We start from the raw sequence: 19,599 nt of genomic DNA on the forward strand, positions 1-19,599 counted from the left end.
AGAACATGAGGTTTTAGCTAAGGAGAATATGTTTAATGAAATTAGTATCTTGGAATGTTAATGGCATAAGGGCATGCGTTCGGAAAGGGTTTATGGATTTTTTCAAAGAGGCGGACGCAGACCTGTTTTGTATACAGGAAACGAAATTGCAGGAGGGCCAGATTAGCCTGGAACTTGAAGGGTATCATCAGCTCTGGAATTACGCTGAAAAGAAGGGGTATTCCGGAACGGCTGTTTTTTCGAAAAAACAGCCACTTTCAGTGAGGTACGGCATCGGATCAGCTGAGCATGACCATGAGGGCAGGGCCATAACTGCGGAGTTCGAAGAGTTTTATCTTGTAAATGTGTATACTCCTAATTCCCAGAGGGATTTGGCGCGCCTTGGCTACCGCTTATCCTGGGAGAATGTGCTCAAGGAATACTTGTTGGAATTGGAGAAGACTAAACCCGTAATCCTTTGCGGTGACTTAAACGTCGCCCATAATGAGATCGATTTGAAAAATCCAAAACCGAACAGGGGAAACTCAGGTTTTACAGACGAAGAGCGAGGGAAGATGACCGAACTTCTCGCCAGCGGCTTCGTAGATTCCTTCCGCCACCTGCATCCTGAAGTAAAAGATGTTTATACTTGGTGGTCATATATGAATAAAGTAAGAGAAAAGAACATCGGATGGCGTATCGATTATTTTATCGTTTCTGAAAAACTGGCACCTGCAATCAAGGAAGCGGGTGCAGAATGTTTCGTTATGGGGAGTGACCACTGCCCAGTCACGCTTGAACTAAGTCTATAAAAATGATTGAATCCCCTGAGCAATGCTCAGGGGATTTTTTTATCACAAGTTTGGACAGGTTTACGCTTATTTCCATCAAAGCTGTCAGAAGCAGTCTTAAGTTCGGACAGCTTTCTTCTGGTTTCCTGCAAAGCTGTCTGAAGTAGCCCCAAGTCAGACAACTTTCCGTGGATTTCCATCAAAGCTGTCCGAAGTGGTCTCAAGTTCAGACAGCTTTAGGAGAATTCCTATCAAAGCTGTCCGAAGTAGCCTCAAGTTCAGACAGCTTTCCGTGGATTCCCATCAAAGCTGTCCGAAGTGGTCTCAAGTTCAGACAGCTTTAGTAGGATTCCCATCAAAGCTGTCCGAAGTAGCCTTAAGTTCGGACAGCTTCCCGCCTGATTTCCTGTAAAGCTGTCCGAAGTAGCCCCAAGTTCGGACAGCTTTACGCGGATTCCCATCAAAGCTGTCCGAAGTAGCCCCAAGTTCAGACAACTTTCCGTTGATTCCCATCAAAGCTGTCCGAAGTAGCCCCAAGTTCAGACAGCTTTCCGTGGATTCCCATCAAAGCTGTCCGAAGTAGCCTTAAGTTCAGCCAGCTTTAGGAGGATTCCCATCAAAGCTGTCCGAAGCAGCCTCAAGTTCAGACAGCTTTCCGAGGTTTACCATCAAAGCTGTCCGAAGTAGCCTCAAGTTCAGACAGCTTTCCGTGGATTCCCATCAAAGCTGTTCGAAGTAGCCTTAAGTTCAGACAGCTTCCCGCTGATTTCCTGTAATGCTGTCTGAAGTAGCCTTAAGTTCGGCCAGCTTCCCGCTGATTTCCTGTAAAGCTGTCCGAAGTAGCCCCAAGTTCGGCCAGCTTTCTGCTGATTTCCTCTAAAGCTGTCCGAAGTAGCTTCAAGTTCGGCCAGCTTTCTGCTGATTTCCTCTAAAGTTGTCCGAAGTAGGCTTAAGTTCGGCCAGCTTCCCGACGATTTGCTGCAAAGCTGTCTGAAGTAGCTTCAAGTTCGGCCAGCTTCCCGCTGATTTCCTCCAAAGCTGTCCGAAGTAGCTTCAAGTTCGGACAGCTTCCCGCTGATTTACTGTAAAGCTGTCTGAAGTAGCCTTAAGTTCAGACAGCTTCCCGCTGATTTCCTGTAAAGCTGTCCGAAGTAGCCTCAAGTTCAGACAGCTTTCCGTGGATTCCCATCAAAGCTGTCCGAAGTAGCCTCAAGTTCAGACAGCTTTCCGTGGATTCCCATCAAAGCTGTCCGAAGTAGCCTCAAGTTCAGACAACTTTACGTGGACCTCCTTCAAAGCTGTCCGAAGTAGCCTCAAGTTCGGCCAGCTTCCCGCTGATTTCCTCCAAAGCTGTCCGAAGTAGCCTCAAGTTCAGACAACTTTCCGTGGATTCCCATCAAAGCTGTCCGAAGCAGCCTCAAGTTCAGACAGCTTTCCGTGGATTCCCATCAAAGCTGTCCGAAGTGGTCTCAAGTTCAGACCCGCTTTTTCTCGATTTCCACCAATGCTGTCAAAAGCATCGCCATATTCAACCACCTAACATTGAGTAACAGTATGACATATTTAAGTTGAAAAAATAAAAATTCTCCCCATTAAATCGTGTGATACTCTGCTATTTTAATAAATTCAAAGAATTATCAAAACCTTTCCTTTTGCTTTTTGGTTAAATGTTATATACTATAAGTTAATAAGGATAACACATTATAAAAATCCTTGATAATAATTACATATTAATTATTGGGGGTACGTTGGTGGTGAGTTCTATTAAACTAACAAAACGGCAGGAAGAAATCGTTCAAATTGTTAAAGAGGATGGCCCGATTACCGGTGAGCAGATTGCTGAAAAGCTGAAATTGACTCGGGCTACTCTACGGCCTGATCTGGCAATCCTGACGATGGCAGGAAGCCTGGAGGCGAGGCCGAGAGTGGGTTATTTTTTCAATAAGGAAAAAGAGAGGCTGTTTGAACCTACAGAAGTTCTTAATCTCAAGGTGAATGACTATAAAGGCCATCCGATTGTCGTCCAGAAATCATCCTCTGTTTATGATGCGATTGTCCAGATGTTCCTTGAGGATGTTGGGACGCTATATGCTGTTGATTCGGAAGGCTGCCTTGCTGGGGTCATCTCAAGGAAAGACCTGCTGAGAGCTGCGATCGGGAACAAGAATCTGGAGGATCTTCCTGTAAGCGTCATCATGACAAGGATGCCAAACATTATCACGGTGAAACCTGAAGAAACACTTGTCCAGGCTGCTAAGAAGCTTGTGACGAACAGAATTGATTCTCTCCCTGTCGTCCGCGAACTCAAGCATAAATCCGATTCATATGAAGTCATCGGACGAATAACCAAAACAACCATTACGAAGGTTTATTTAGAAATAGCAGAGCAAAAATCTGTCTAGGAAGTGAGCGCATTTTGGATATGAAGGAAGTTGTTTACGTAGTATCTGATTCAGTCGGGGAAACGGCGGAATTTGTAGTTAAGGCTGTGGCCACCCAGTTTAATGGCGGACAGGTCGATATCAGAAGAAATTCATACGTCGAGGATGAGGAAGACATTGAGGATGTCATCATGGTCGCGAAACAGGGGCGTTCCATTATCGCTTATACCATCGTTGTTCCAGCACTCAAGGCTTATCTTGATAAAAGGGCTCAGGAGGAAGGGGTCTATGCGGTTGATTTGCTCAATCCATTGATGAATGCCTTTGAAAAGAAGTTCAATAAGGAGCCAAACCATCGACCAGGCATGATGCGCAAGCTGGATGATGAGTATTTCCGTAAAATTGAAGCGATTGAGTTTGCCGTCAAATACGATGATGGCAGGGACCCTCGGGGCATTTTGAGAGCGGATATCGTACTTGTTGGCGTTTCCCGTACTTCAAAAACACCTTTGTCGATGTATCTTGCCCACAAACGCTATAAGGTGGCCAATGTACCGATCGTTCCGGAAGTTAAGCCGCCAGATGAATTGTTTCAAGTGCCTAGAAGCAAATGTGTAGGTTTGATCATTTCGCCGGATAAGCTTAACGAAATCAGGACGGAAAGGCTGAAAGCGCTCGGTCTGGGCGCTCGGGCAAATTATGCAAGCTATGAACGAATCCTGGAAGAGCTTGATTATGCTGAAAAAATCATGAAACGTGTTGGCTGCCCTGTCATCAATGTTTCCAATAAAGCGATTGAAGAAACAGCAGGATTGATACTCGATATTTTAAAAAGTGAGAGGAGTTTTGGCTGATGTCTAAATTTGTTTATCTTTTTAATGAAGGAAATAGCGGAATGAAAGAAATCCTGGGAGGTAAGGGAGCGAACCTGGCGGAAATGACGCGTATCGGGCTTCCTGTACCTTTTGGATTCACGATTTCTACGGAAGCATGTAATGCCTATTATGAAGCTGGCAAGACGATTCCTGCAGAAGTACAGGCGCAGGTTCTTGAAGCTCTAGGTGAGCTTGAAGCGAAAACCGGCAAGAAGCTTGGGAATCCTGAGAACCCACTACTGGTATCAGTTCGTTCTGGTGCAGTATTTTCCATGCCTGGAATGATGGATACGATTCTGAACCTTGGTATGAATGATGAGACAGTCGAGGGGATGGCGAAACTAACCAACAATCCACGTTTTGCCTATGACTCATACCGCCGTTTTATCCAGATGTTCAGTGATGTCGTCCTCGATGTTGATGTCTTTTTCTTCGAGCGCTTACTGGAAGAAACCAGGGAAGCGAAAGGCTACAAAGCAGATCCAGAAATGACTGCAGAAGATTGGAAAGAAGTTATCCAAGGCTATAAAAATATCGTTACAAAACATACAAGAAAGCCTTTCCCTCAAGATCCTAAGGAACAGCTATTCCTTTCCATCAACGCTGTGTTTGATTCCTGGAATAATCAGCGTGCGATTGTCTACCGCCGTTTGAATAAAATTCCTTCACATCTGGGGACTGCTGTTAATATCCAGAGCATGGTATTCGGGAATATGGGGGATGACTCCGGAACTGGTGTTGCTTTTACTCGTGACCCGTCAACAGGTGAGAGTATCCTGTATGGCGAATACTTAATCAATGCGCAAGGCGAAGATGTCGTGGCTGGCATTAGGACACCTCAGCCAATCCAAACATTGAAAAATGAAATGCCTGCTGTTTATCAGCAATTCGTTGAAACCTGCAATCGCCTCGAACAGCATTATGAGGATATGCAGGATATCGAATTCACCGTTGAACGCGGGGAATTGTTCATCCTTCAGACCCGGACCGGGAAGCGTACTGCTCAAGCAGCTATCCGTATTGCGACAGAGCTTGTAAATGAAGGGATCATTGATAAAAAGACAGCCCTTCTTCGTGTGGATCCGGAACAGCTCGATCAGCTTTTGCACCGCCGTATCGATGAAGATTTTGAGCGGAACCAACTGGCAAAAGGACTGCCTGCTTCACCAGGAGCCGCTACTGGGAAAGTCGTGTTCGATGCCGATGAGGCTGAACTTCTTGCAAATGAAGGTCAAAAAGTCATTCTTGTAAGGCCAGAAACGACTCCGGATGATATCCATGGAATCATTGCTGCCCAGGCGGTCGTCACAAGCCGCGGTGGTATGACAAGCCACGCCGCTGTAGTAGCGCGTGGTATGGGTAAGGCTTGTATCTGCGGCTGTGAAGCGATGAAGATCGACTTGCACGAAAAGCAATTTCGTGTTGGCGATGTGATTGTTAAGCATAGTGATATTATTACAATCGACGGTGGAACCGGTGAAATCATGCTTGGTGAAATCCCAATGATTGAACCTGAGCTTTCAGAGGAGTTCCAGCTTCTTCTTTCATGGGCCGATGAAGAGCGGAAAATCGGCGTTCGAGCCAATGCAGATAATCCTGAAGATTCTGCCAAGGCACTGGAATTTGGTGCGGGCGGTATCGGACTTTGCCGCACGGAGCATATGTTCATGGACGCTGCAAGGGTCCCAATTGTCCAAAAGATGATTCTTGCCGAAACGTTTGAGGAACGGAACGCCGCATTGGATGAACTATTGCCGATGCAGAGAGAAGACTTTGAGGGCATCCTTGAAGTGATGCAGGGATTGCCTGTAACCATTCGTTTGCTCGACCCTCCTTTACATGAATTCTTGCCTGATAAAGAAGAACTCTTAGTTGAAATAACGAAACTGCAAATCCTTGACCCTGAATCGAAAGAGCTAAAGGAAAAGGAAGCGTTGTTAAAGAAAGTAAGACAATTGGATGAATTCAATCCAATGCTAGGCCACCGTGGCTGCCGCCTTGGAATGATCCACCCTGAAATTTATGAGATGCAGGCAAGAGCCATTTTCTACGCTGTAGCCAATTTAGCTGATAAAGGAATTGATGCAAAGCCTGAAATCATGATTCCGTTAGTTGGCCATGTGAATGAATTGAAGGAAATGCGTGAGCTTGTGAACGCGGCAGCGCAAAGCATCAAGGAAGAAACCGGGAAGAATTTTGAATACACGGTCGGAACAATGATTGAAATTCCACGTGCAGCATTGACTGCAGACCAAATCGCTGAGGAAGCGGACTTCTTCTCATTTGGTACGAATGACCTGACACAAACAACATTCGGCTACAGCCGCGACGATGCAGAAGGTAAGTTCCTTCAGGCTTATATTGAACAAAAAGTACTTCCTGAAAACCCATTTGCAGTACTTGATCGTGAAGGAGTAGGCAAATTGGTTGAGACTGGTGTGGAACTGGGCCGCAAGACAAAGCCTGGCTTAAAGACTGGTATTTGCGGGGAGCATGGCGGTGAAAAGTCTTCGATTGAATTCTGCTACAATGCTGGGCTTGACTACGTAAGCTGTTCACCATACCGTGTACCGCTTGCGAGACTGGCAGCTGCTCAGGCAACAATCCGCCACGAGAGAAACAACGAAAAAGAGGCTGTTATAGCCAAATAACCCTTAATGGGGAGCGTGATTTCAATATCGCGCTCCTTTCATTTTAATTTGATTATTTCCTTATTAATAGGTAACTGATGGAAAAAAGGGTATACTAACCTATATACGCAATTCCTCGGGTCTTCTGGTGTTTCCACTTACCATGAGAAGGCGTGAGACCAAACCAGAGAGGATGAGGGAAATGTTAGTGAAACTTTATCAGGCAAAAGCTGGCGATGGCAGCAAGAAAAAGGGATTGAGGAGAACGCAATCCTATTTCATGACACCTGAGGATGCATTATCAGAAGCATTCGCTTTGAAGGAAAAAATGGATTCAAAATATGCAAATGAAATAGAATGGGATTATCAAGGGCCTTTTACAGGTACCTCTGAAAAAATGAAAATACTTAAGGGATACTTAAAAGGCAACAAACAAAGCAGTCCGTTCTACCTTGAAATCCTGAGTGTCGAGAACGTGGATAAAATTAAACCCGTGTCACCAATCAAGCCTAAAAGTTTTACTAAGGATGACCAAAAGGTACAAACCAAAGTCATGCAAAAGTTGAAAGTGAAGAACGCCTAGTCAAGCCGTTCCGCTGTTTTTAAGGTTCATATCAGATGGAAGGGCATGCACAGTGGTTGTGCGGCCCTTTTTTTTGGTTTTTTGAGACACTTATCGTGATTTTTTATTGATTAATTTACATATTTTAAGGGGTTCAGCTATGAAGCAAATTGACATGATCCACCAGCAGGCCGTGGAGAATACTAAAACTAAAATAATGGATGATATCGAAAAATTCCTTGGTGAACAGGAAGTCCTTCCTGATTTCAAGGAGTATTTAGATAATAGAAGTACTTATATCAGCCAGATCTGGCTAAATGTGTGGCTGACAAAATCCACGAACGACTTCTCGAAGCGTGATAAAAAGGCTTTTTTAAGTGAACGTGGTTTTGTCGTTGAAGGTGTGGACCGAAAGCTGATCAATAAGCTTTTCAGAAATGAGATGAGGGACTATGAGCCCTTCAACACCAAGGAATGGGTAAAAACCAAGACTGATGAACAAAGCTGGGAAGAGCAATATCACAGCGCGAGAAAGAAGTTCCTCAAAAAAGTGGAGGAAGACCGGTTGCTTGAGCATAAGGCAGGCATTAAGGAAAACATATACCAGGTTGCCCAAACTGTCTTAAGTGACTTCCAGGAATCAGCCTATCTAAAAATCAGGCACATGATGGCAAAGGAATTAAGGAAGGTTTTTAATGAGAATCAGAAGTTTGAGGATATCGATACACACATGCTGGAAGAAAGATTGACTGTGATTGGATCTTTCAATCTGGACGATTATAGAACCATGGCTGACTTTTATGATGAACTGACAGGCCAGATTCACCAAATAGCCAGCTGGGGGCGTTTTTATTTTGAATATGAGACCTATGAGTTTCATTTCGAAAAAAAAGTTTTAGAGTATTTTACCCAGATAGCTGCAGAAAAGATATTGGGGAGTCTGAATCAGCAGCTGCTCAGCGAGTATGAGGAAGTGTTCGAGGATAAACTTTCAGCTGGAGAGGTGAAAAGAATCACTAAAGACCTCACTGAAGTTTATTTAGACGGTTTTCTTTTCAAGCTGCAGGAAGAATATATAACGGATTTAATGAACCTGGCTGATACAGAATTCGATGTAACGGAACATCGAGCAATATACGAAAGTGACCTTGGAGAGAGGATACGCAGGAAAGAAGAAGAGCGGGCAGAGCTTGAGCGGAAAAGGGAAGAAGAAGCTCGCATGCTGGAGGACATATTCGGCCGTGAATACAATCCTTCACTGAGGAGAAATGTCCGATATATACTTCATATCGGTGAAACGAATACAGGTAAGACCCATCACGCTCTCGAAAGGATGAAGGAAGCAAGAACTGGTTTGTATTTGGCTCCGCTTCGTCTGCTTGCCCTTGAGGTTTTTGAAAAACTCAACTCTGAGGGTGTTCCATGTTCCCTTAAAACGGGAGAAGAAGAAAAGCCTGTGGAAGGTGCCAACCATATATCCTGCACAGTGGAAATGTTCCACGAAAAGGACTTTTATGAAGTAGTCGTCATTGATGAGTCTCAGATGATCGCTGATAAGGATAGAGGATTTTCCTGGTTCAAAGCCATTACAAATGCAAATGCAGAAGAAGTCCACATCATCGGCAGCAAAAATATCAAGTCCATGATGATGGACCTGCTGGATGATGGAGTGGCAGAGATTTACGAATATACCCGGGATATCCCGCTCCAGGTTGAGAATAAAGAGTTTAGCCTAAAGTATACCAAGAAAGGCGATGCTCTTGTTTGTTTTTCTAGAAAACAGGTGCTTGAAAATGCGTCGAAACTCCAGAACAGTGGCCGCCAGGTGAGTATGATTTATGGAAGTATGCCGCCAGAAACAAGGAAAAAGCAAATGGAGCGTTTCATCAAGGGAGAAACAAGTGTAGTGGTTGCAACCGACGCGATTGGAATGGGGCTGAATCTGCCGATCAGGAGAATCGTCTTTTTGGAAAATGAAAAATTCGATGGTACGAGACGCAGAAGGTTGACTTCCCAGGAAGTAAAGCAAATAGCCGGCCGTGCCGGCAGAAAGGGCATTTACAATGTCGGACGGGTTGCTTTTACCTCAGATATAGGCTTGATGACAAAGCTGCTTGAAAAAGAAGATAAACCAGTAGAAACATTTTCGATTGCTCCCACCTCGGGGATCTTTGAGAGATTCCAAAAATATCACCGGTCTCTTGCGGTATTTTTTGAACTATGGGATAAATTCGAGAGCCCTAAAGGGACGAATAAAGCTTCACTTTCGGAAGAAAGGGAGTTGTATGAGTATGTCAGGGATACTGAAATCGAAGCCAGGCTGCCGATGATGGAGCTGTATGGATTTCTTCATTTACCTTTTTCGTCCAGAGAACCCGCCCTCAATGAACAATGGCTCGAAACGATCAAAGCAATTGTCGCAGATGAAGAATTGCCCGAGCCGCCTGTCAAAACTTCTTCTCTGGAGGAGCTTGAGCTATCTTATAAAGCGATTGGCCTCCATCTGTTGTTTTTATATAAGCTCGGAAGGAAAACAGAGGCTGTTTACTGGGAAAGGGTTCGTACGGAGTTAAGCGACGATGTCCATGAATTCCTAAAGTCAGAAGTCAAGAATTACAAAAAGAAATGCAGGCATTGTGGAAAGGGAATTCATGTCGATTCCCCATATCAAATTTGTGACTCTTGCTACTCAGCAAGGAACAGGAAAAGGGCAGATAACAGGGATCGCTGGAGATAGTCATCTGTAAGCAGGGTTTCGAAAATGAAGCCCTGCTTCTTTTAGGTAGGGTAGTATATAATAGCTCAACCGCCATATGATTATAGAAGGAAAAAATAAAAAGGTGTGATCAGATGACTGTCCACGTAGTTAGGTCAGGCGAAACCCTTTGGGCAATTGCCAGGACATATGGTGTATCGATCCAAAGTATTGCCGATGTCAATGGACTTCCTTCCACCAGCTTAATCATTCCTGGGCTGGCACTATATATTCCAGATCAGCAGCCTATTATTCGCTATTATAAAATTAAGGCTGGCGATACATTGTGGAGAATTTCTTTACAGTTCAGGACGAGTGTCACCAGCATCGTGAATGCGAATCCGGGACTGGATCCAAATAATTTGTATATTGGCCAGAACATCAATATTCCCTCACCTGTTCCACCACAGTTCTCAACTCTTGGATTTATCGTACCTGGCTCCTCCCCAACCTTCCTAGCCGATTTGGAGAAAATGGCCCCTCATTTAACTTTCATTGCTGTTGCGGCTTTTTCCTTCACAAAAGAAGGGTATGCCTATGTTTTAGGAGATGATGGACCTATTGTCCGCAGAAGCCGAGAATTGAACATCATCCCCTTATTATTGATCCAAAACACTACTTCGGCCGGTTTCAGCAAAGAGCTGGCAGGCAATGTCCTGGCATCACCGATATACCGCAGAAACCTGGTTGCCAGTTTAGTCAATTTAGCGAACCAAAGAGGATATGCTGGCATAAGTGTGGACTTGGAATTTATTCCTCCGCCTCAGAGAGAAGATTTCAATAGCTTCCTTCGTGAACTGAAAGAGGCCATGGGCAACCTGATATTACATGTGAACGTCCATGCAAAGACAGAAGATATCCCAACCAATCCGATCATCGGAGCTTATGATTATCAATCAATTGGCGAGATTGCTGACATTGTGGCCGTCATGACAATTGACTACGGTTATCCTGGAGGTCCGCCTGATCCTGTTTCTCCTTTATGGTGGATCGCACTCGTAGTAAGATATTCATTGACCTTGATTCCTCGTGAAAAGTTGCAAATCGGTCTCCCGCTTTATGGTCATGATAAAGTAGTCTCGACCAATCAATATCGTGCTCTCTCCGTACTTGACGCACAGAATCTTGCTATTTCTACCGGTGCGGTCATCCAGTATGATCCTGCAGCCAGGTCACCATGGTTCAGGTACTGGAAAGGTGATGAAGAGCATATTGTCTGGTTTGAGGATATTCGGAGCTATGTTGAAAAATATAGATTGATTGATTTATATGAGCTTTATGGCGCAACATATTGGCAGCTTAGTTTGAAGGCTCCTCAAAATTGGGCTTACTTGGATAAGGTGGATGTCATCAAACGATGAATTATTACACTAATCCTTCTAACTTGTAGCTAAATTCAAAGCCTGAGTAGAGTGGGGTGAGCAGGTATTTAATAATTCATAGTAAGCATCTGTTTCTAATTGAAACAGGTGCTTTTTTACTTAATAGGGTAATTGTCTGCTTTTTTGGGGTATTAATAAGTAAATTGATTCAAATAAAAGGAGGTACAAGAAATGAATAATTTTTTGAAGAGCGGCTTTTTACTCGGGCTGGGAGCTGCAGTTGCCGGCAAGGAAAAAGTAGATGAAACCATCATGAGGCTGGTGGAGAAGGGGAATATGACTCAGGCTGAAGCTGACACGATCTTCGACGACTTTTTTAAAAAAGGTGAATCGAAGAGTGAGGAATGGAATGGAGAATTCAGAGAGATGGCGAGGAAGCAGCTATCAGATCTTGGATTCGCAACAAGGGAAGAGTTAGACACTGTCAAGACACAGCTTGTGGTATTGCAAAAGGAAATTGCACAACTGCGAAACACCGGATTGAATAAAGATATTGACCAGGTTGAAAATGGAATGGAGAATGTTCCTCCTGGATTTTCAAAAGACATTGATTAGCAGCGGGTGATGGAATGTTGACGGACCGATTGAGACGTTTAAATAGATACAGGGAGATCGCATCAGCCTTTGTTAAGTACGGATTTGGCTATGTGCTTGAAGAGGTCGGGCTCTTCCATGTCCTTTCTTTGAAGGATCGGATTGCTGCTGATGTGAAGAGCGGAAACACAAAAGAAGCCGGTTACCGTATGAGATGCATGCTGGAGGAATTGGGGCCAGCTTTTATAAAGCTCGGCCAGCTCCTAAGCATCAGGAGCGATATGCTACCAGAAGAGATTGTTAAGGAATTGGAATTGCTTCAAGATCAAGTTCCCCCTGTGCCAGTTGATGAAATAAAGGGGAAACTTCATCATGAATTTGGCAGGCCTGTTGAGGATGTGTTCCAAAACTTTAACGAGAATTACGTTGCAGCCGCGTCGATTGGACAGGTTCATGAAGCTGTACTGATAACTGGGGAATCTGTCATGGTCAAGGTCCAGCGGCCTGGCATTATCCAGACTGTCCATACCGACCTTGAAATTCTAAGGGATATAGCAAGATTGATCGAACAGAGATATGATTGGGCTCAATACTACAATATTACCGACATGGTAGAAGAGCTGTCTGAGTCTATTCGCAGGGAACTCGATTATACCGAAGAAGCACGAAATACGGATATGGTACAGATGCAGTTTGAAGATTGCGACTCTATCAAAATTCCTGTCGTTTTCCATGACTTTTCGACGCCACAGATTCTGACCATGGAAAAAGTTGAAGGAATCAAACTCAACGAATTAAATAGGACTATGATTCAAGGTGAGGAAAGACGAAGGATTGCCGATCTATTGGTAAGTGCATTCATAACTCAAATTTTAAGGGAAGGTTTTTTTCATGGTGATCCACATCCTGGCAATATCCTATATAATCCTGAAGCTCAACAGCTGATATTCATAGATTTTGGACAAGTAGGCCGGCTGTCAGCAAGGTTAAGACATGATACTGCCTCGATGATGATGGGCATTATGCAAGAGGATACCCACCGAATCGTCAGGTCGATATTCAAAATGGCTTATGTCCCTTCAGACATTGATGAACAGCATTTTTATGATCGGGTAGATGGAATCAGGAAAACGGTTGAAAGGTCATCAAAAGAGGGATTGAGCTTAGGAATTACGGTCAGGGAATTGTTTGCGGCTGCTCAGGAACATCGAATTATCCTACCTAAGGAAATGACGATGATGGGAAAAGCGCTGATGACGATTGAGGGCATCATTTCTGAAATCGATCCAAGTCTTGACATGATTGAGCTGGCAAGGCCCTATGGAGAGCAGATCATGAGGGAGCGATATGATCCGATAAAAATGGGCAAACGTCTTTGGAATAAGGCGGAGGACTTAACGGATACATTCTCCAATATTCCGAATCAAGTTGAAAATGTTCTAGATCAGGCTTCCAAGGGGGATCTGAAATTTGAAATAAGCTTATCGGAAATAAATCGGATTCTCCATAAGTTTGACAGAATCAGCAACCAGGTTTCCTTCGGTTTGACACTGCTTGCTTTCAGTATTGTTGTCCTAGGGCTAATTGTCGGGGCAACATTTGGCAATAATACAATATTGACAAGCGTACCTGCGATTGAAGTAGGGTTTATCATTGCATTTGGAATGTTTTTATGGATTATTTATTCTATATTAAAGTCGGGTCGCTTTTGATAAGACTTTTAGAATAGGCAATGTCGACCCCATTGCCTATTTTTTATGTCAATCGATAGGTGTGTTCAATAATTTTTTCGGAGGAGTTTATTATGCCTTGCAGAACGACTGATGAACTGAACGAACTGGTAGATGAAGCAAAAAAGTACACTGAGGGCGGAAAGGTAGCAGACTATATTCCTGCATTGGCGAAAGCGAATCCTGAAGAGTTGTCTGTCGCGATTTTTCATGATGATGGAACTTGTGTTTCTGCTGGAGACATCCATCAAAAATTGACATTGCAAAGTGTATCAAAAGTGTTGACGCTTGCGCTTGCCCTGATTGATTACGGGGAAGAAGCTGTGTTCAACAAAGTGGGTTATGAACCAACTGGCGATCCCTTCAATTCAATTGTCAAACTGGAGTTCAGCCCTTCGAAACCGTTGAATCCTATGATTAACGCAGGTGCATTAGCCGTTACACATATGATCAAAGGGCAGGACGCAGAGGAACGATTCGAACGGATCCTCTCTTTCATTCAGGAGCTGGCTGGAAATTCTTCAATTGGTTATTCACAGGAGGTTGCAGAGTCAGAATATGAAACTTCTGATCTAAATAGAGCTTTATGCTACTTTTTGAGGCAACATGGGGTGATTGCTGAGAATGTCGAAGAATTGCTTCATGTCTATACGAAGCAATGTGCAATCGAAATGGACTGTCTTGATCTTGCCCGTATTGGATGCGTGTTCGCAATGGATGGTTTGGAGCCGGTAACAAATCGCCGTTTGATACCGGCCCATGTCGCACGCCTTTGCAAAACGTTCATGGTTACATGCGGGATGTACAACGCGTCAGGAGAGTTTGCAGTCAGGGTAGGGATTCCTGCTAAAAGTGGGGTATCTGGAGGGATTATGGGGTCAGTGCCAAACCGGTTTGGAATTGGCATTTTAGGGCCTGCCCTGGACGAAAAGGGAAATAGCATTGGAGGAATCAAGCTGCTGGAAAGCATGTCTGCCAAGTATAATATGAGCATGTTTTGATGCGGATTTGGAAGAATCAATTGGTCGGAACCAAAAGTAAAGGACGAGTACATGAGTACCGTCCTTGTTTTTTTAACAATATTAGCCCCCGAATGCTTCAAGGATATCTTCAACTTCTTTCATGTTGAGTAATTTTGCAGCATCTGTTTGTTCATTCATGGTTCTAGCCTTAACAGTTGGCTGGATAAGATAGCTGCCATTTTCCAGCATCGATCGTATGTCAGCCAGTTGCTGGAGGATTTCGGCAGACCCTCCATTCAATACGGGTTTTGGCGTAAGGTAATGATGGAGAGCGGATAGAACAAGATGACCCAGCGAACTGTTTTCGGCATGGTATTCGATCTGGTCAACGATTTTTTGTGAAACCGAATAAGACTCACCGGTTTTGACATCAATATATCGTTCAGGGACAGTTATCGCGATTTTATTAACGTAATCCGTATAGGTGTTTGACATACCGATCATCCTTCAATGGAAATTAGTTCCTCGGTATTCTCATGTTGTTTTTTAAGCTGGTTCATTTTGGCTAAAATCATGAGTCCGAAGACGTTCAGTTTTTCCAGGTTTTCCGGAAAAGTCAGCTCAATCGGGCGCCCCTTATCAGCCCATCTTACTGCAGCTTCCTGAATTTGTTTTTGGGCCAATTTTGCTGCCCCGCCCACGGCGATGTAGCGGGATGCCCCTTTGATTTCGCTGGAACTGCTTCTCGCACGGTCAAAGTGCTCAAGATACTTTATAGCCATGATTCTTAATTGGGGAATTACATACTTGCTGATGTCTTTCCTGACACCGGCAAAGGGTTCGACATACCATTCTGATTGCCCTGCAAACAGCTTTTCTTCAAGCTCTGACCTTGAATCAAAAGTATATAATTCATTCTTGCTTACCTTTTTTATGATCGTATCCAAAAACAGATTGATTCCAAAATGATCACCTTCAACTGAGGCAACAGGTTTGCTGTTCTTGATTCCAACAAAGTCAACTGAATCCCCGCCAAGGTCACCAATGATGATTCCTTTCTTGGAATCCTTCACGAGGGCGTCGTCCTTAATTGTCAATGTGTCAATGTCCCGAATTAAACCTAAATAGGCACATGCTCCCTCGGCACCGACAATGACATCCTTGATTTCGAGTTTGACAATCAGTTCTTTTGGCTCAGGAATTCCCGGCACCTTATGGAGAGTAATGGTATGGGTGCCAATTAACTTTTGCTTCAGTAACTCTTTTCTCTCCTTATATTGTGTGGTTGGAAGAGATACAGCTAATTGGTCGATGCAATAGTTCAATTCAATATCGGTTGAATTTATGACAGAAGCATGGTAGGCTGCAGCGGCGAACAGAAGGATATATGTGCGGTCTTCGTCAGCTTTTTGGTTATTGCTTGCGGTCAGGCTGACATTTCTTTGCTTGGCAGCAGCCTTCCCAGCATAAAAAATTTCTCTTTTGTTTGTGATCGCCGGGCTTTTTATCTCTACGATCAAATTTTCCTCGAGAATGATATCTTCCTCGTCATAGGGCTTTTCATAAAACTCATCATCATACAATGCGATGGCGTTTGGCATTTGGTATTCCCTGAGCTCTCCATGATCAGAGGCCAGGACTTTATACCAGCTGTTCCCTATGTCGACAGCGAAATAATTATAATTGTTCATTTTATCCTCCTCCTTTTGAATCCTATGCAAAACGCATGTTCAATTGTGCAAGTACCTAATTTTTATGGAATGAAAGAATTACATTCATAAAAAATCAAGAAGTATGAAAAATCCGCATATGTACTGATGCATTCATCTAGTCCAAAATATCTGGAAGGAATAGGATAAATTGTACAAGAAAATTAAAAGGAGGAAATATAATGACTAATGACCATACAGGGAAGCGTGGATGCGTTAGTGTCAACAAGTCTGCGTCCAGGAATGAATGTGTGAACGTCCCAACCCCAGGATTGCTCCCATCTGCTAATCTTCCTGTTACTCTTGCAGATATAACCATAACAGACCATCTAGTTGCCGACATTCATTTCCCAGATCCGGTACTTGAAATCAAGGATATCAAAAAAAGGGTGAAAATCGTCCAGTGCAGATTGCTCCTAGGTCCTACATCAGACCCTGTTACAGGAATCCCACTATTTATTAAAGGTTTCATCCGCAAAAATATCCAATATGCAACGCCATGTCCGCATGCTAAAAGTGACTGTGTATCTTCAGAAATGCGCTCGTTGACTGTAGATGTGCCGTTTGAGTGTGTAACTGTTGTAACTGATTTCTTGACTGATCCAATTCTCCCGATTTCCAACACTCGTGAAGAGTTTGACTTCTTCAGGGCACAAAGCCTGGGCCATGGATATCCGGAAAAAGATCAGATGCTATCCAGCGACCTATCACAATTCCATCAGGTAAGCACTCAATTCTACAATCAAATTCCATTTTGTGAACTGGTATCAAGCAGCATTGTTCAATGGGATGAAGCAGTAGATCGATATCCTTTACCTAATAATGGACCATTCGAAGAAGGAACATTCCACAATATTGTGGAAAAAACATTCTTGCAATTCCGTGTAAGAGTTTACCAGAACCAGCAAATTGCACTTAATGGCAATGGCTAACCCTAATTATTAAGTAGGATAGATAAGATTCCACAAATGGCGATGGCAGCTGTCATCGCCATTTTTATTATACATATTCAAGACAATGTCTTATCGCTATTAGAATAGGAGCAAAAAAAGTGGCAAAAAAATTTTTGCGAAGGTATTTGGCCAGTACATCACAAATAAATAAAGGATTTATACCGCGTATCTGCCTTGAAATTTCAGAAGGCATAGGGGCATACGCCTAGACCCAAAAAGTCGAAGCGCATAGGATAGAGCATCTTCACTCTAAGGAGTTTTAAGGAGGAGCCATGTATGTTTGAACTAGATAAAAATAAAAAGCCTGATTTTGAGTGTAAGCCTTCAACCGATCACTTTGAATGCTCACCAAAGCATCATCATCCACATGTAAGCCTAGGAAAGGTCGTAACGAAAGTTCCAGTCGTTCTGGCGGAGCTGACTCTTCACGTGAATCTGGATACAATGATTAATTTCCCAGAGCCGGTGCTAGAGATTAAGGATATTAAAAAGAGGATCAAACTGACCCAATGCAGATTGCTATTGCCAACGAATAAATTATTCATCAAAGGGTTTGTAAGGAAGAACATCCAATATGCAAGTCCGAGCCAGGAAATTGAAGCTTCTTCATCCTCATCAGTAGCTTCTGACCTGCACTCTTATACAGTCGACATTCCTTTCCAAGTAGTAACAGAGGTAAAGCACTTCCTATCCCATCCTGTCATGCCGCAAGTGAATAACAGGAAGGAATTTGATTTCTTCGTCTCTAAACCTTTGTCAACTGGATTCCCGGAAAAAGATGAATTGCTGACAAGTGACTTGAGCCAATTCCACCAGGAAAGCTCTCAACATTATAATGAATTGCCATTCTGTGAATTAGTATCCAGCCAAATCATCGAATGGGATGAAGCGATTGACCGTCAGCCGCTTCCGACATCTTCACCGATCGATGAAGGATATTTCCAGACAATAGAAGAGAAAATGGTCATTGATTTTACTGTACGTGTTCTTCAAAATCAACAAATCCGCGTTTCTTCAGCAACAAATGATCCAGATTGCTATGATGAATCAGAGTAAATAACAGAAAAAAGCGGGGTATTATACTAGGCAACATTAGTATATGCCCCTTTATGTTTTTACCTCTTTAGAGAAGGAGGGTAGGGATAGGTTGCAATATAAGCAGACCCTTCCATAGAAGATGGAAAACAGAAATAGAACATTTCACGAGATGAATTTGTTCCAGGGCAATTGGCGAAATCATTCAGTGGGTCGTGAGGAATCAGAGGTTGACTCAGAAATGGGTGAAGTATTCGATGAAATCGATAAGAGTCGAGCCCGAGAATTCTATGAAACTGGATTCCGGCCTAAGGGAAAAAGTTCAGGGAAGCCATTGATTCTCGCTCCTCCTGTGATTCGAAGTGTCGAAGAAAAACCTTCCTCAAGGAGACAGTTTACAATAGAAGAAGTCGAGGAAGAATCAAGTGACTTATTAGAGGTTGTTGGCGGAAGCGACGAGTATATAGAGGAGGAAACTCAGGAAGAGTACGAGGAATCCTCTAGTGGAATATTATTTGATGAATCCAGCAATCTTTCAGATGAAGAAGCAAGTCAGTTATTCGCTGTAGATGAATCCGCAGACGAACCTTTTTACTATGAAGACCGTGATGAATCAGTTGAATATCAATATGGATCCGATGATCATGCCTATGAATCCGATGATCATGCCTATGAATCCAATGATCTTGCCTATGAATCCTCTGAATCGTCCTCGAAACCAATGAAATTAGCAACAGCCGCATATAGTGGAAAGAATTCAATGACGGAACTGACGAAAGTAAGGCTGCCATTGCACCTGGCAGATGTTGAGCTCGAAATTGACATCTTTGACACTTTCACACTCGCAAGGCCTATTTCGGATGTGTCTAATGTCGAATGTTCACTACATTCGATTGATGCGGAGGTATTGCTGCCTTCAGCGAGCTTATTCACTAAAGGCACACTTCTGTTGAATATCGATTATGCTTGTACTGATAAATCTGGGACCATGCACTCTCTTATGATTCACATCCCGTGGAAAAAAATCATTCCGGTAAAATGGATCCATCAGCCCGAGCTTTCTTCCAAGAACAGCAAGGAATATTTATTTACTTCAAATCTTGGCATGGAAGAAGGATATACTCGCGAGTATCGTGAGAGTTTAGTAGAAAAAGTGGAGTTTAGCCTATCAGATTTGCATTGTGTTTGGAATGAACAATTCATTGATAATGGCAGAGTGATGGTCCAAGGCACTGCAAAGATGAAAATAGATCTATTTCAAAAGCAATGTTTGGATTTAAATAGGTTACTCTCAAAATAATATATAAACAGGGTGCCTCAA

16 protein-coding genes are annotated in these 19,599 nt (G+C 43.3%); 13 read left to right on the plus strand and 3 right to left on the minus strand.

Annotated elements, in window-relative coordinates:
- Nucleotides 1–35: 35 nt before the first annotated feature.
- On the plus strand, nt 36–791 hold the full coding sequence (locus AB5I83_RS03990; RefSeq protein ID WP_448972979.1) for an exodeoxyribonuclease III: 756 nt from the start codon (nt 36–38) through the stop codon (nt 789–791).
- A gap of 309 nt (nt 792–1,100) precedes the next feature.
- On the opposite strand, the gene AB5I83_RS03995 is transcribed toward AB5I83_RS03990, so the two are convergent.
- Entirely contained in the window at nt 1,101–1,307 is a 207-nt protein-coding gene (locus AB5I83_RS03995; protein ID WP_448972981.1) for a hypothetical protein, read from the minus strand.
- 1,217 nt (nt 1,308–2,524) lie between these two features.
- Between AB5I83_RS03995 and AB5I83_RS04000 the strand changes: the two genes are divergently transcribed.
- The 9 genes from AB5I83_RS04000 to glsA all read left to right on the plus strand — a co-directional run bounded on the left by AB5I83_RS04000 (nt 2,525) and on the right by glsA (nt 14,620).
- Nucleotides 2,525–3,172: a helix-turn-helix transcriptional regulator gene (locus AB5I83_RS04000; protein ID WP_167832665.1), complete on the plus strand. Its 648-nt coding sequence runs from the start codon at nt 2,525–2,527 to the stop codon at nt 3,170–3,172.
- A 14-nt stretch (nt 3,173–3,186) separates the two neighbouring features.
- Complete coding sequence (locus tag AB5I83_RS04005; RefSeq protein ID WP_448972983.1) at nt 3,187–4,005, plus strand: pyruvate, water dikinase regulatory protein; 819 nt, start codon at nt 3,187–3,189, stop codon at nt 4,003–4,005.
- Nucleotides 4,005–6,677, plus strand: coding sequence for a pyruvate, phosphate dikinase (gene ppdK / locus AB5I83_RS04010; RefSeq protein WP_448972985.1), 2,673 nt, complete (start codon nt 4,005–4,007; stop codon nt 6,675–6,677). The genes AB5I83_RS04005 and ppdK overlap by 1 nt, the downstream gene beginning before the upstream one ends.
- Nucleotides 6,678–6,858: 181 nt before the next feature.
- Nucleotides 6,859–7,239 (plus strand): hypothetical protein, encoded by a 381-nt coding sequence (locus AB5I83_RS04015; RefSeq protein WP_226641984.1) that lies wholly within the window; start codon nt 6,859–6,861, stop codon nt 7,237–7,239.
- 139 nt (nt 7,240–7,378) lie between these two features.
- On the plus strand, nt 7,379–9,955 hold the full coding sequence (locus AB5I83_RS04020) for a DEAD/DEAH box helicase (protein ID WP_448972986.1): 2,577 nt from the start codon (nt 7,379–7,381) through the stop codon (nt 9,953–9,955).
- 113 nt (nt 9,956–10,068) lie between these two features.
- Nucleotides 10,069–11,334, plus strand: a complete 1,266-nt coding sequence (locus tag AB5I83_RS04025) for a LysM peptidoglycan-binding domain-containing protein (protein WP_448972988.1) — start codon at nt 10,069–10,071, stop codon at nt 11,332–11,334.
- A 192-nt stretch (nt 11,335–11,526) separates the two neighbouring features.
- Nucleotides 11,527–11,910 carry a phasin family protein gene (locus AB5I83_RS04030; protein ID WP_448972990.1) on the plus strand — a complete coding sequence of 128 codons (384 nt, stop codon included), beginning with the start codon at nt 11,527–11,529 and terminating at the stop codon, nt 11,908–11,910.
- 14 nt (nt 11,911–11,924) lie between these two features.
- Complete coding sequence (locus AB5I83_RS04035) at nt 11,925–13,601, plus strand: ABC1 kinase family protein (RefSeq protein ID WP_448972992.1); 1,677 nt, start codon at nt 11,925–11,927, stop codon at nt 13,599–13,601.
- Between the two features lie 92 nt (nt 13,602–13,693).
- Nucleotides 13,694–14,620, plus strand: a complete 927-nt coding sequence (gene glsA / locus AB5I83_RS04040; RefSeq protein ID WP_448972994.1) for a glutaminase A — start codon at nt 13,694–13,696, stop codon at nt 14,618–14,620.
- Between the two features lie 81 nt (nt 14,621–14,701).
- Here glsA and AB5I83_RS04045 read toward each other — a convergent pair whose 3' ends face one another.
- Entirely contained in the window at nt 14,702–15,076 is a 375-nt protein-coding gene (locus tag AB5I83_RS04045) for a hypothetical protein (protein ID WP_167832514.1), read from the minus strand.
- A 5-nt stretch (nt 15,077–15,081) separates the two neighbouring features.
- Nucleotides 15,082–16,272 carry a ParM/StbA family protein gene (locus AB5I83_RS04050; RefSeq protein WP_448972996.1) on the minus strand — a complete coding sequence of 397 codons (1,191 nt, stop codon included), beginning with the start codon at nt 16,270–16,272 and terminating at the stop codon, nt 15,082–15,084.
- Between the two features lie 200 nt (nt 16,273–16,472).
- Between AB5I83_RS04050 and AB5I83_RS04055 the strand changes: the two genes are divergently transcribed.
- The 3 genes from AB5I83_RS04055 to AB5I83_RS04065 all read left to right on the plus strand — a co-directional run bounded on the left by AB5I83_RS04055 (nt 16,473) and on the right by AB5I83_RS04065 (nt 19,578).
- Nucleotides 16,473–17,222 (plus strand): CsxC family protein, encoded by a 750-nt coding sequence (locus AB5I83_RS04055; RefSeq protein WP_448972998.1) that lies wholly within the window; start codon nt 16,473–16,475, stop codon nt 17,220–17,222.
- Between the two features lie 297 nt (nt 17,223–17,519).
- Nucleotides 17,520–18,299 carry a CsxC family protein gene (locus AB5I83_RS04060; RefSeq protein ID WP_448973000.1) on the plus strand — a complete coding sequence of 260 codons (780 nt, stop codon included), beginning with the start codon at nt 17,520–17,522 and terminating at the stop codon, nt 18,297–18,299.
- Between the two features lie 187 nt (nt 18,300–18,486).
- Entirely contained in the window at nt 18,487–19,578 is a 1,092-nt protein-coding gene (locus AB5I83_RS04065; RefSeq protein ID WP_448973001.1) for a hypothetical protein, read from the plus strand.
- The last annotated feature ends 21 nt before the right edge of the window (nt 19,579–19,599 follow it).

It is taken from the genome of Mesobacillus sp. LC4 (assembly GCF_053543455.1).

Coding starts and splice junctions, on each gene's coding strand:
- AB5I83_RS04045 (WP_167832514.1), bottom strand. CDS start 15,076: ATGTCAAACACCTATACGGATTACGTTAATAAAATCGCGATAACTGTC.
- ppdK (WP_448972985.1), top strand. CDS start 4,005: ATGTCTAAATTTGTTTATCTTTTTAATGAAGGAAATAGCGGAATGAAA.
- AB5I83_RS03990 (WP_448972979.1), top strand. CDS start 36: ATGAAATTAGTATCTTGGAATGTTAATGGCATAAGGGCATGCGTTCGG.
- AB5I83_RS04020 (WP_448972986.1), top strand. CDS start 7,379: ATGAAGCAAATTGACATGATCCACCAGCAGGCCGTGGAGAATACTAAA.
- glsA (WP_448972994.1), top strand. CDS start 13,694: ATGCCTTGCAGAACGACTGATGAACTGAACGAACTGGTAGATGAAGCA.
- AB5I83_RS04050 (WP_448972996.1), bottom strand. CDS start 16,272: ATGAACAATTATAATTATTTCGCTGTCGACATAGGGAACAGCTGGTAT.
- AB5I83_RS04015 (WP_226641984.1), top strand. CDS start 6,859: ATGTTAGTGAAACTTTATCAGGCAAAAGCTGGCGATGGCAGCAAGAAA.
- AB5I83_RS04055 (WP_448972998.1), top strand. CDS start 16,473: ATGACTAATGACCATACAGGGAAGCGTGGATGCGTTAGTGTCAACAAG.
- AB5I83_RS04025 (WP_448972988.1), top strand. CDS start 10,069: ATGACTGTCCACGTAGTTAGGTCAGGCGAAACCCTTTGGGCAATTGCC.
- AB5I83_RS04030 (WP_448972990.1), top strand. CDS start 11,527: ATGAATAATTTTTTGAAGAGCGGCTTTTTACTCGGGCTGGGAGCTGCA.
- AB5I83_RS04035 (WP_448972992.1), top strand. CDS start 11,925: ATGTTGACGGACCGATTGAGACGTTTAAATAGATACAGGGAGATCGCA.
- AB5I83_RS04060 (WP_448973000.1), top strand. CDS start 17,520: ATGTTTGAACTAGATAAAAATAAAAAGCCTGATTTTGAGTGTAAGCCT.